This window comes from Brucella sp. MAB-22, assembly GCF_025908475.1.
Classification (GTDB): Bacteria; Pseudomonadota; Alphaproteobacteria; order Rhizobiales; family Rhizobiaceae; genus Brucella; species Brucella anthropi.
Window position 1 is genome coordinate 801831 of record NZ_CP109781.1, and the last position, 12683, is coordinate 814513.

Sequence of the window (12683 nt, forward strand, 5' to 3'; positions counted from 1 at the left end):
CGTCTCCCCCGCATTTTGGTAGAATTATCTTGTCTTCGTCTTCAAAGATGATAATTTTAGTCATGTTAATGCGACGATATCCCGACGCATTTCTTACGAAACATGTCCGGCCATGAAGCCGGAATTCCAATGAAACGCTGTCGCATACGGATCGGAACGTTTTGGGCTTCTGGCATTCGATGATCTGGCAAGCCGAAGGCATCCGGGTGGTTGCGCCGGTTCAATGGCGCGTACTGGACGGGCTGGTCAGTGTCTATTGGGAGGCTGAAAGCCAGACGGGAGCCAATGGCTATTTCCTGTCGCACGATCCCCGCATCATGATCTTTTTTCAGGATGTTTCGTCAAACATTCGCATATCGAACGACAGCAGCGTCCTTACCCAGCATCACCGCCCGATGACGCGTGCGATCTACATACCCGCTGGCGTACCGATGTGGACGAATACGGTTTCGCTTCACCGGTTTTCGCACCTGAACCTGCATTTTCACAAGGATCGGCTGCTCAAATATCTAAGTCCGACACTCGGCACCTCTATGGCCATGGCCGCCATGCGCAGTCCGGTGGAAATTCAGGACCTTGGCGCCATAGAAATGCTTGCCCGCCTGCTCGTCGATGAAACAGCCAATCCGGTAAAACACGGGCTTTTTGCGGAAAACCTCATCGGCAGCATTCTGACCGGGCTTCTCGATATACCGAACGAGGATAACAAGCAGGGCTACGGCCGCCTCACCATGGCGCAGATGAACAAGCTGAACGCACGGTTCGACAGTTGCGGTGATCGCCGGTTAAGCGTCGCCGAAATGGCGGCAGCGGTGGGTCTGTCGGAAAGCTGGTTTGCCAATGTCTTCAAGCAGACAACCGGGAAAACTCCGCTGCAATGGCAAATGGCGAAGCGCATCGATCTGGCGCAACAATTGCTGGCAGATAGCAACCTGACCGTCGCTGGCATCGCAGCACAGCTCGGGTTCACCGATCAGGCTCATCTGACCAAGGCTTTCCGTCAGGTGGTGGGAGAAACGCCAGCCGCATGGCGGCGCTTCCAGTCGAACCGCTGACCAATTTCGGATTGTAAGCTCCGCCGCCTGTTTCCGGCGGAGCTGCTCATCCTACCAGGTGCGGCGAAGCGTTGCCGTGATCTCGCGACCGGGATTGTAGAAATCCGCTCCGAAACCGCCATAGGCGACGTATTTCTTGTCGAACAGATTGCTGACATTGACCTGCAGCGCTGAATTATCGAGGAACTCGTAGGTGAATGCGGCATCGAACACGACATTGCCGCTGGTGCCCGACGTATTGGCTGGCGTGAAGTAATACGCACCAATATAACGACCGCCGACACCGATTGTCATGTCGCCGCGACGACCACTGCCCTCGATCTTGTAGTTCGCCCAAAGCGAAGCGAGGTGCTTAGAAACAAATTGCGGGCGGTTGCCCTCATTGCCACCGGTACCGTTCTCTACGATCTCCGGGTCCATATAGGAATAGGCCGCGATCAGGTTGAGATTGTTCGTCAGCTCGGCCTTGGCTTCCAGATCGATGCCGCGAACGCGAACCTCGCCAATCGTGGATGGCTGAAGCGTGATAGGATTGTTGACCGAGATATTGTTCTTGGTCAGATCATAAACGGACGCGGTGAACAGGGCCGGAAATGCAGTTGGCTGGTATTTCACGCCGACTTCGATCTGTTCGCCGCGCTCGGGATCGACGCCGATGGCCGGAGGAGCGACCGATTCAGCATAGCTCGTATAGACCGCCCATTCATCCGTCACCCGATAGGTGAGGCCGAAGCGGCTGGTGAATTCGCTCAGATCGCCATCTGTCGTCCTGTTGCTGAGATTGTTCGTCTGAGACAGGTCGAGCCAGTCATTGCGCAGACCCACACTGGCGATCAGCTTTTCCGCGAATGTCAGATCCTGCTGAAAGTAGATCGCCTTGGTTTTCTGCTTGGTTGACGTGCTGCCGATAAGAGGCAGATTGACCGGAGCACCGGTAAAGACAGGATTGGTCCAGTCGATGCTCGGTGCCGGGCCCCAGAGCGTCTTGTTGGTGGCCGAATAATTATTGTATTCGACGCCCGCCATCGTCCGGCTTTCGAACCGGTCAAAGCTTGTCTCATATTTCAGGTTCGCATCGCCCACGAAGTTCTCGGCTGAAGCTTCATTGCCGAAGAAGTCGCGCTTGGCAATCGTGGAACCATCGGTCGGTGTGGACGCAATATAGGCATAGCCGAAATCGGTGTCCTGCTTGCTGTAACGCCCGTTGGCGCTCATGCTCAAACCATTGCCGAAATCATGATCGAACATGGCGCTGACAGTATTTCTGTCGGTGCCGCGATAGTTGAAATCCGGCTCGCCGAAAAAGCGGCTTCTGTTGAAATTAGTGCCGACCGGATGACCACCGCTTCCGGGCACGCCATTGCGGTGAAGATGATCGAAGATCACCGTCAGATTGGTCGCATCGCTCGGACGCCACGTCAGCCCGCCCATGATGAACTTTTCATCATCGCGCGAATAATCATATTCGGCGTCGGAATCCTTGAATTTGCCGGTTAGGCGATAGGACAGCGTTTCGTCGCCGGTCAGATTATCACCGAAATCGAAGCCGACTTCCTTGTGATTGAACGAGCCGCCCGTGACATAGGCTTCGCCGAAGCGCTCACGCTTCGGGCGCTTGGTCACATAATTGACCATGCCACCCGGATCGGAAACACCGAAAGCCGTGGAACTCGCGCCTTTCAGAACTTCAATCCGTTCAAACGCATAGGGTTCTTCGCGTATGCCGCCAAAAGGACGGCCGAGGGACAGCCCATCGCGATAGGTGTTAGCATCGAAGCCGCGGATCTGGAAAAAGTCGAACCGGTCATCCGACCCGTAAAAATTGGTGGAAACGCCTGCCGTATATTGCAGCACCTGTTCGACGGTCTGGGCGTTGCGCTCCTGTATTTCCTTGGCGGTGATCACCGATACGGACGCTGCCGTATCCATGATATCCGTCGCCATCTTGCCGCCGCCGGTGGTTCTCGTCGCGACAATCGACTTGGAATCGTCGTCGCGCCCGCCAGTCCCATCAACAGTAATGGTCTTGAGCACCGTCGGCGCTTCCGTTGTCGTCGCCTGCTGCGCCAAAGCCAGACCCGGCATGGAAACGACAAGCGCCGTGCACCCCAGAAGAATTGCCCTGCGGTAGCGAACCTGGGTGGTTTTCTTCATCTCAGCGGTCTTTTCAATGTCCATGGTCAGGTCCGATATGCAGTTTGCGGCGATCGCTTTCGGCGACGGTTTTCAAAGTGTGGAGACATCGACCAGCGTTGCGATCAACGACCGGATGAGCCCGATCGTCGAAGCAATCAAGAAACTGAAATTGTCCCCGGATCGCCACTAACTTGAGAAGCTTTGTCCAGTATTGTAGAAAACTGCTTTTTTGTAGGAAATCACGGTTAATTCGCAACAGCTTTATCAAGGTGCGAGCTTCGGCCTTGACGCGATGAGCTTAACTTGAGACTGAAAGGCCACTTTATACACAAGGAGAATGCGCCGGATGACGTGGTCCATTCGCTCTCTCGTTTTCGTTGCCCTGTCCTGCTTGGCGATCATCGCGCCGCAAGGGGTTCAAGCTGATGAGAAAACAGCCTACCCGATTGTTATAAAACATGCTTTCGGAACAACCACGATAGAGAAAAAGCCGACGCGGATTGTCACCGTTGCCTGGGCGAACCATGAGGTTCCCCTTGCACTCGGCGTGGTTCCCGTTGGGTTTGCGCGAGCCAATTTCGGTGATGAGGACAATGATGGTCTCTTGCCTTGGGTGGCCGCAAAGTTGAGGGAACTCGACGCTGATACGCCCGTGCTCTTCGATGAGGGCGACGGGATCGATTTCGAGGCCGTGGCCGAAACGCAGCCCGACGTCATCCTCGCATCCTATTCCGGCCTGAGCCGGTCCGACTACGAGACACTCAGCCAGATCGCCCCCGTCGTTGCCTATCCCGAAGCGCCCTGGTCAACCGACTGGCGCGACATGATCCGCCTCAACAGCGCCGGCATGGGCATGGCGGAAGAAGGTGAAGCGCTGATCACAAAGATCGAAGGCGAGATTGCCGAGACGGTCAGCCAGTATCCGCACCTGAAGGACAAGTCGGCCATGTTCGTCACGCATCTCGACACGACAGACCTGAGCACGGTCAATTTCTACACCACCAACGATACGCGGGTGAGATTTTTCAAGGACCTTGGCCTGAACTCCCCCAAAAGCGTGGTCGACGCCTCCAAGCCGGGCCAGTTCTCTGGCTCCATCAGTGCCGAGCGCGTCGACATGTTCGATGACGTGGACATCGTCGTGACCTATGGCAGTCAGGAATTGCTGGATGCCATGAAACACAATCCGCTTCTCGCCAGAATGCCAGTGGTCGAAAACAATGCAGTGGTCATGCTGGGCAGAAATCCGCTCGGGACCGCTGCCAATCCCACGCCGCTTTCCATTTCCTGGGTACTGAAGGACTATGTCGCCCTTCTCGCCGGCGCGGACGATAAAGCAAAATGACTTTCGCCCGCGTCCGGCGCTCAAGCCAGCCGATCACTATATATCGGTCCAACAAAGCAAGGACCGGCTGGCTCGGCGCCGTCGTCCTTCTTCTCGTGATCCTCTGCGTTCTATCCGTGTCGCTCGGCACGCGTGAAGTGCCGTGGTCTGACATTGTCGCGGCCCTGCGCGGCCATATGGACACCGTCGGACAGGCCGCTGTCGCCATGCGCATTCCGCGCACCTTGCTGGCGGTTCTCGCCGGTGCGGCACTCGGACTGGCGGGCGCGATCATGCAAGGCATCACCCGCAATCCGCTGGCGGACCCCGGCATTCTGGGCATCAATATGGGCGCATCGCTTGCTGTCGTCATCGGTGTTGCATGGTTCAACATCGTTTCCGCATCGGCTTATATCTGGGCAGCCATATTCGGTGCCGGTTGTGCCGCCGTCTTCGTCTATATGGTCGGATCGCTTGACCGTGGCGGCGCGACACCGCTCAAGCTCGCGCTGGCCGGTGCAGCCACGTCGGTGGCATTTTCCTCGTTGGTTATCGCCGTCGTGCTGCCTCGCAACGACATTGCCGGTGGCATTCGCGCCTGGCAGATCGGCGGCGTTGGCGGTGCAACTTTCGACCGGCTCTCTTATGTGCTGCCGTTTCTCGCCGCCGGTTTCATTGTCAGCCTTCTATCGGCGCGCAAACTGAACTCGCTCGCACTCGGCGACGAACTTGCCGCCGGGTTGGGAGAAAAGGTTGCCGTCGCACGCGCTGTTGCGGCGTTCGGTGCAATTCTGCTGTGTGGCGCAACCACCGCCATCTGCGGTCCCATCGGCTTTGTGGGTCTGGTTGTGCCGCATCTCTGCCGCCTGCTGGTAGGCGTGGATCACCGCTGGCTGTTACCGTTCTCGGCCCTCAGCGGAGCCTGTCTCCTGCTTGTTGCCGATATTGTCGGACGCCTCATTGCCCGTCCTGCCGAACTCGATGTCGGGATCGTCACCGCCCTGATCGGTGCGCCGTTCTTCATCTGGATCGTCAGACGCCAACGGGTTCGCGAGTTGTAACCATGCTGCATGCCACCGCTGATCTCATCGCCCGAAACCGTCGCAGCCGCACCCGCAAGCGCAATCTTGTGATCGGCCTTCTTCTGGTCATTCTCGTCGCCCTCTTCCTCCTCACTTTGATGCTGGGCCAATCTTTCACCCCGCCGAAAGATGTTGTGCGGGTGCTTCTGGGCGAAGATGTTCAAGGCGCAAGCTTCACGGTCGGGAAGTTGCGCCTGCCGCGCGCCGTCCTGTCCGTATTGGCAGGGCTGAGCTTCGGCCTCGGCGGCGTCGCATTCCAGCTTATGCTGCGCAATTCGCTCGCAAGCCCCGACATTATCGGCATCAGTTCCGGTGCAAGTGCTGCAGCTGTTTTTGCAATCGTTGTGCTCTCGCTGAGCGGCCCCATTGTTTCGATCTTTGCCGTTGTGGCTGGGCTTGCCGTAGCGCTTGCCGTCTATGGACTTTCCTTCAGGAACGGGATTGCCGGAACCCGTCTTATCCTTGTCGGCATTGGCGTTTCGGCGATGCTCGAAAGCTTCATCGCCTATATTCTGTCGAGCGCGCCGGCATGGAGCTTGCAGGAAGCCATGCGTTGGCTCACCGGCAGCGTCAACGGCGCAAGGCTGGACCAGATGCTTCCGCTTCTGATCGCCCTGATCGTTTTAGGCGGTTTGCTTTTGAGCCGGTCTCGCGATCTCGAAGCATTGCGGCTGGGCGACGACAGCGCTGCAGCATTGGGAACCAATGTCGGGCGAACCCGGATCGTCATCATCATTGCCGCCGTCGGTATGATAGCCTTCGCCACAGCCGTCTCAGGCCCCATCGCCTTCGTCGCCTTTCTGTCCGGCCCCATTGCAGCACGCATCATCGGCAGTAACGGTTCCCTGCTCGTCCCGTCTGCGCTGATCGGAGCCATACTTGTTCTCGCTGGCGACTATTGCGGACAATTCCTGCTGCCGGGCCGCTATCCGGTTGGCGTCGTCACCGGAGCTCTGGGCGCTCCCTATCTCATCTACCTTATCATACGTGCCAATCGCAGCGGGGCATCCCTATGACCGATCACACTCTCATCGTGCGTGAGCTGACCACCGGCTATGGTGACAGGCTTGTGCTGGACGGTCTCGATCTTGAAATCCCCTCCGGCAAGGTGACCGCGATAGTCGGAGCGAATGCCTGTGGGAAGTCTACCTTGCTGCGCACCATGTCACGGCTTCTGGTCCCGCGCCACGGGCAGGTGCTGCTTGACGGCAAGTCGATCCACACCCTCCCCTCCCGGCAACTGGCGCAGACGCTCGGTCTGCTGCCGCAATCGCCGGTGGCGCCAGAAGGCATATTGGTCGCCGATCTCGTCAGCCGAGGTCGAAACCCCTATCACGGCGTTTTCTCGCAATGGACGCGGGCCGATGACGAAGCAATCGCAGCGGCACTTGAAGCAACTAGGACAACCGAACTGGCTGACAGACCGGTAGACGAACTTTCCGGCGGCCAGCGCCAGCGCGTGTGGATTGCGATGGCACTGGCGCAGCAGACCGACATCCTCCTGTTGGACGAGCCGACGACCTTTCTCGACATCAGTCACCAGGTTGAGGTTCTGGACCTCCTCACCGACCTCAACCGGGAGCGCGGAACCACAATCGTCATGGTTCTGCACGATCTCAATCTTGCTGCCCGCTATGCAGATTTTCTGGTCGCAATGGCTAACGGACAGCTACACGTAACCGGGACGCCTGACGAAGTGCTGACGGAACAAAATGTCCGCGATGTCTTTCATTTGGAAAGCCGCATCATGACCGACCCGACCTCCGGTCGCCCCATCATGCTGCCTTTGGGACGTCATCGCCTCCGTCAAGAACGTCTTGAAACGCAGCTCGAACCCTCAGACGGATAGCCGCCTGCGCTGCAACAGGCTTTTGCTGACTTCTCTGCCCCACTGATTTTATAGCGCCGTGATCCGTTGATCGCGGCGTTTTTCGTTCTGGCGCAGTCACAATGCAGTGCGTCATTTAACACGCCTTTTTTATCTATAATAATTTCACTTGAGTCGCCAGCATACATGCGAATAATCTATATTTCATAGATTCTTTCTGTTTTTATAGATAAAATGGAGAAAGCATGCTCGACACGGTGCAATCGATCCCCGGAGGCGTTGAGAAAACAGCGCCCAAATCGAATGAAGGCGCATGGACGCTCGCAAGCGCGCGCCTGCTCTACGATCTTCCATTCAACGATCTGCTTTTCGAGGCACAGAGCGTTCATCGCGCCAATTTCGACCCGAACCGCGTTCAACTCAGCAAACTACTCAACATCAAGACGGGCGGCTGCCCCGAAGATTGTGGTTATTGCAGCCAGTCGGCACATCATGCCTCGGGTCTGAAAGCCTCGAAACTGATGAGCCTGGATACGGTTCTGGAAGAAGCGCAGAGGGCGAAGGATAGCGGCGCAACCCGCTATTGCATGGGTGCCGCCTGGCGCAGCCCGAAGCCGCGCGACGAACCGGCAATCGTGGAAATGGTCAAACAGGTGAAGGCGCTCGGCCTGGAAACCTGCATGACGCTTGGCATGTTGAGCCCGGATCAGGCGCAGACCTTTGCGGAAGCGGGCCTTGATTATTACAACCACAATATCGATACGTCGGAGCGGTTTTATCCGCAGGTCATCACGACGCGCAGTTTCGATGATCGGCTGGAAACACTCGCCCATGTTCGTGAAGCCGGAATCAAGGTTTGCAGCGGCGGCATTCTCGGCCTTGGAGAAACCGAAGATGATCGCATCGATATGCTGGTGACGCTGGCAAATCTGCCGACACCACCGGAAAGCGTGCCAATCAATATGCTGATCCCGATGCCCGGATCGCGGCTGGAGAACGCATCGCCCGTCGATCCTATCGCCTTTGTCCGCATTATCGCGCTTGCCCGCCTGATGATGCCGCAATCGCATGTGCGGCTGACAGCCGGGCGCAATTCGATGAGCGATGAAATGCAGGCTCTGTGCTTTTTCGCAGGCGCCAATTCGATCTTTATCGGCGACACGCTGCTGACCGCCGCCAATCCGGGCGAAGACCGCGACACAAGCCTTATGAGGCGGCTTGGCCTGACCGCCGATACGCTGGACAACCATGCATAAAACGAATCCATTGGCCCGTTACGCCGCCAAGCTGAAAAACCTTGAGCGGCGGCGGCATCTGCGCACGCTTTCGGGCAATAAGGGCGCAGACTTCAGTTCGAACGACTATCTGGGCCTTGCCGCATCACCGTCGATCCGCAATGCTTTGATTGCCGAGCTGGAAAACGGCCTTGCCGCCGGGTCTGGCGGCTCCCGGCTGTTGCGCGGCAATCACCCGGAACACGAGCTTCTGGAGGCTGAAGCTGCTTCCTGTTTTCGCGCGCCGTCGATGCTTTATTTCAGCAATGGTTATGCGGCAAACCTCGCAGTTCTCTCGACTTTGCCGCAACGCCGCGATCTGATTGTCTATGACGAACTGATCCATGCCAGCGCACATGAAGGCATGCGGGCCGGAAAGGCCGACATCGTCTCCGTTCCGCATAACGATGCGGATGCATTCGAGAGAGCCATCCGCATATGGCGCGAGAAGGGAGGAATTGGCACCCCCTGGATTGTGGTAGAAAGCCTCTATTCGATGGATGGCGACTGCGCATCGCTTTCCGACCTCATTGAGATAGCAGACCGCCACGACGCTTTTCTTTTTATTGACGAAGCCCATGCAACGGGCGTGCACGGGCCGGACGGACGCGGCTTTTCTGCGAGACTGGAAGGCCGGCAGAACGTCATCACGCTACATACCTGCGGCAAAGCAATGGGCAGCGCCGGCGGGCTGGTTGGGGCAAATCCAATCCTTCGCGATTTTCTCGTCAATCGCGCACGGCCATTCATCTATTCGACCGCGCCCTCACCCTTGCAAGTGTCCGCAACGCGGCTTGCGCTGAAAACCATGATCGCCGAACAACACCGTCGGCACGAATTGCACCGGCTTATCGACGTCGCCAATGCACAATTCGCCAATCTCTTCGGCAGACCCGGCAGCGGGACACAGATATTGCCGCTCATCATCGGCGATGCCGACCGCACCTTGCGCATTGCACATCGCATGCAGGCAGAAGGCTTCGACATACGCGCCATCCGCCCGCCAACAGTGCCTGCCGGCACGGCGCGACTGCGCATCACCATCACGCTCAATGTCGATGAACCGACGATAGCGCGCATGTTCGAGCACCTTGCCGCGATCATGGTAGAGGAAATGATATGAACCGCACCTTCATCATCACCGGCACCGATACGGGTATCGGCAAGACTGTGTTTTCTGCAGCTCTCGCGGGTGCGCTCAGTGCCTATTACTGGAAGCCAGTTCAGTCGGGACTGGAAGAAGCAACCGACAGCGAAACGGTTATCCAGCTTGCCGGGCTTTCACACCAGAACATCATCCCGGAAAGCTGGCGCCTGAACACGCCTGCTTCGCCGCATCTTGCAGCACAGATCGATGGAGTGGAAATTGATGCGGATGCACTCGAAGTGCCATCGGTCGACGCGCCTCTGGTGATTGAAGGCGCAGGCGGATTGCATGTGCCGCTGACGCGGCGCACGACTTTCATCGATGTCTTTGCGCGCTGGCAGAAGCCAGTCATCCTCTGTGCAAGAACCGGCCTCGGCACCATCAATCACACATTGCTTTCGCTTGAGGCATTGAACCGGCGCAATATTCCCGTGCTCGGCATTGCCTTCGTCGGCGATCATCAACCGGATACAGAGAAGATCATCCCGGAACTGAGCGGCGTGCGCAGACTGGGGCGGCTGCCCCGCCTTGCGAAACTTGATCCGGACGCACTCCGCCAAGCCTTTCGCGAGCATTTCGACATAAACATTTTTGGCGGAGCTTCCGAATGACCGCGCATTCGTCTCCCGTCTGGCATCCTTTCACCCAACACGCCACCGAACCGGCTTTCCGCAGGATCGTCAAAACTGACGGTGCCTATCTGCAGGATGAAACCGGCTGTTCCGTGCTGGATGCCATATCGTCATGGTGGGTGATTACCCATGGGCACCGCCACCCAAAGATCATGGCGGCAATCCGGGACGCATTGGAACAGTTTGATCAGATCATCTTTGCCGAGTTCACTCACGAACCGGCAGAAAGGCTGGCGCAAGAACTGGTCAAACTCGCCCCGCAGGGCCTCGCCCATGTGTTCTATTCCGACAGCGGTTCCACAGCGGTCGAAGTCGCGATCAAGATGGCGCTCGGCTTCTATCACAACAGAAACGAACCGCGTTCACGCATCGTGGTGATGGAGCATAGTTATCACGGCGATACGATCGGCACCATGTCCACCGGCGCGCGCGGCGTGTTCAACGCCGCTTATGAACCCTTGCTGTTTCAGGTCGACACCATTCCGTTTCCGTCGGCGGGGCGAGAGCAGGAAACGCTTGATGCGCTGGAACATTTCTGCCGCAATGGCGAGGTTGCAGCCCTGCTGATTGAACCGCTGGTTCTGGGTGCAGGCGGCATGAAAATCTATTCCGCGCATTTGCTGGCTGAATTCCGGCGGATTACGCAGCTCCACGGAACACTTCTCATCGCCGATGAAGTGATGACCGGATGGGGACGCACGGGCACCATGTTCGCCTGCGAACACGCATTCATCTCGCCAGATATTTTGTGCCTTTCCAAAGGTATTACTGGCGGCGCTCTTCCGTTGGCTGCGACGCTCAGTACTGCTGAAATCTTCGATGCGCATTTTTCGAAAGACCGCAGCCGCACGTTCTTTCATTCCAGTTCCTATACGGCCAATCCGATAGCCTGCGCGGCAGCATGTGCCAATATCGAAGTCTGGCAAACAGAACCCGTTGCGGATCGTATCAAGACGCTCGGTCAATGGCATTCCGAACGACTTTCACGCTTTCAGGGTGATCCTCGTTTTACCAATCTGCGCCAGCAAGGGACCATTGCTGCCCTCGATCTCGCGGTCGAACAAACCGGCTATCTCTCCGATGCGGGGCCGAAACTGAAAGCCTTCTTCCGCGAACGGGGTGTGCTTCTGCGCCCGCTCGGAAATGTGATCTATCTAATGCCGCCCTATTGCGTGACGCCAGCTGATCTGGACCTCGCCTATGACGCGATCGACGCGGCAGCGGACACGATAAGGGGCGGGGCGCGATGAGCATTTCGAGCCGTATGGCGGGCTTCGGTCATTATGTGCCAGACCGCCGTGTTGCAAATGCCGAACTGGAGCAGCGTTTTGGGCTTGAAGCTGGCTGGATCGAGAGACGCACCGGCATCCGCGAACGACGCTGGGCGGCGCCGGATGAAACGCTGACGGATATGGCAATGAAGGCTGGAACAATGGCGCTCGACGATGCCGGTCTTCCGCATAATTCGGTAGCGCTCGTCATTCTCGCCACATCGACGCCCGATCATCTTCTGCCGCCTTCCGCGCCCCTTCTCGCGCACAAGCTGGGGCTGGAAAACTGCGGCGGGATCGATCTGGCGGGCGCTTGCTCAGGTTTTCTCTATGCACTTGTGCTGGCCGACGGCTTCGTCAAAAACTTCCGAAAGCCGGTTCTGGTCGTCGCCGCCAATATATTGAGCCGTCGCATCAGCATGGAGGAACGCAACACGGCAATTCTCTTCGCGGACGCTGCCGGAGCCGTTCTGCTCGCACCGTCAAGCAATCCGCATGAAGGACTTGGTGGATCGGCGCTCATATCCGATGGCGGAAATTATGGCCTGATCTCCATTCCCGCCGGTGAAAAGAGTATAGCCATGCAGGACGGAAAAGCCGTCTTTACGCAGGCCGTTCGCATGATGACAAACTGCGCAATGGATGCGCTTGAACAGGCAAAACTTACCGCCGCCGATGTGAACCGGTTCTTTCCCCATCAGGCGAATGGACGGATCATCGATACGGTGTGCGATCAATTGCATCTGCCCGCTTCCATCGCCGCCAGAACGATTGACGTGTTCGGCAACTCGTCGGCGGCGACGATCCCGCTTTCGCTATCGCTCGCATCAAAATCGCGGCCTTTTCAGTCAGGCGAGCGGCTGCTCTTATCGGCAGCCGGTGCCGGAATGCTTGCAGGCGCGGCAGTCTGGAAAATTGGCGCCGGTTGAAACCC

The 12683-nt window shown here is 57.6% G+C and carries 12 protein-coding genes; 11 read left to right on the forward strand and 1 reads right to left on the reverse strand.

Going from position 1 to position 12683, the window contains the following annotated elements:
- Nucleotides 1–161 precede the first annotated feature (161 nt).
- The gene (locus OHI65_RS03645; protein WP_040128488.1) at nucleotides 162–1055 is read left to right on the forward strand and encodes a helix-turn-helix domain-containing protein; all 894 of its coding nucleotides are present in this window, start codon (nucleotides 162–164) and stop codon (nucleotides 1053–1055) included.
- A gap of 51 nt (nucleotides 1056–1106) precedes the next feature.
- On the opposite strand, the gene OHI65_RS03650 is transcribed toward OHI65_RS03645, so the two are convergent.
- A complete protein-coding gene (locus OHI65_RS03650) occupies nucleotides 1107–3233 on the reverse strand; it encodes a TonB-dependent siderophore receptor (RefSeq protein WP_125300842.1) in 2127 nt (708 codons plus the stop codon).
- On the opposite strand from OHI65_RS03650, the gene OHI65_RS03655 reads away from it, so the two are divergent.
- From OHI65_RS03655 to OHI65_RS03700, 10 genes are all read left to right on the forward strand, one after another.
- The gene (locus OHI65_RS03655) at nucleotides 3226–3381 is read left to right on the forward strand and encodes a hypothetical protein (protein ID WP_158304333.1); all 156 of its coding nucleotides are present in this window, start codon (nucleotides 3226–3228) and stop codon (nucleotides 3379–3381) included. The genes OHI65_RS03650 and OHI65_RS03655 overlap by 8 nt on opposite strands.
- 156 nt (nucleotides 3382–3537) lie before the next feature.
- Nucleotides 3538–4536, forward strand: coding sequence for an iron-siderophore ABC transporter substrate-binding protein (locus OHI65_RS03660; RefSeq protein ID WP_125300843.1), 999 nt, complete (start codon nucleotides 3538–3540; stop codon nucleotides 4534–4536).
- On the forward strand, nucleotides 4533–5576 hold the full coding sequence (locus tag OHI65_RS03665; protein WP_125300844.1) for a FecCD family ABC transporter permease: 1044 nt from the start codon (nucleotides 4533–4535) through the stop codon (nucleotides 5574–5576). Before OHI65_RS03660 ends, OHI65_RS03665 begins: the two co-directional genes overlap by 4 nt.
- 2 nt (nucleotides 5577–5578) lie before the next feature.
- A complete protein-coding gene (locus tag OHI65_RS03670; RefSeq protein ID WP_011982575.1) occupies nucleotides 5579–6613 on the forward strand; it encodes a FecCD family ABC transporter permease in 1035 nt (344 codons plus the stop codon).
- Nucleotides 6610–7446, forward strand: coding sequence for an ABC transporter ATP-binding protein (locus OHI65_RS03675; RefSeq protein WP_011982574.1), 837 nt, complete (start codon nucleotides 6610–6612; stop codon nucleotides 7444–7446). Before OHI65_RS03670 ends, OHI65_RS03675 begins: the two co-directional genes overlap by 4 nt.
- A gap of 224 nt (nucleotides 7447–7670) precedes the next feature.
- Nucleotides 7671–8681 (forward strand): biotin synthase BioB, encoded by a 1011-nt coding sequence (gene bioB / locus OHI65_RS03680; protein ID WP_125300845.1) that lies wholly within the window; start codon nucleotides 7671–7673, stop codon nucleotides 8679–8681.
- Nucleotides 8674–9822, forward strand: coding sequence for an 8-amino-7-oxononanoate synthase (locus OHI65_RS03685; protein WP_125300846.1), 1149 nt, complete (start codon nucleotides 8674–8676; stop codon nucleotides 9820–9822). The genes bioB and OHI65_RS03685 overlap by 8 nt, the downstream gene beginning before the upstream one ends.
- Entirely contained in the window at nucleotides 9819–10457 is a 639-nt protein-coding gene (gene bioD / locus OHI65_RS03690; protein WP_125300847.1) for a dethiobiotin synthase, read from the forward strand. The genes OHI65_RS03685 and bioD overlap by 4 nt, the downstream gene beginning before the upstream one ends.
- Nucleotides 10454–11728, forward strand: a complete 1275-nt coding sequence (locus OHI65_RS03695) for an adenosylmethionine--8-amino-7-oxononanoate transaminase (protein WP_125300848.1) — start codon at nucleotides 10454–10456, stop codon at nucleotides 11726–11728. The genes bioD and OHI65_RS03695 overlap by 4 nt, the downstream gene beginning before the upstream one ends.
- Complete coding sequence (locus OHI65_RS03700; RefSeq protein ID WP_125300849.1) at nucleotides 11725–12678, forward strand: beta-ketoacyl-ACP synthase III; 954 nt, start codon at nucleotides 11725–11727, stop codon at nucleotides 12676–12678. The genes OHI65_RS03695 and OHI65_RS03700 overlap by 4 nt, the downstream gene beginning before the upstream one ends.
- Nucleotides 12679–12683: the final 5 nt, after the last annotated feature.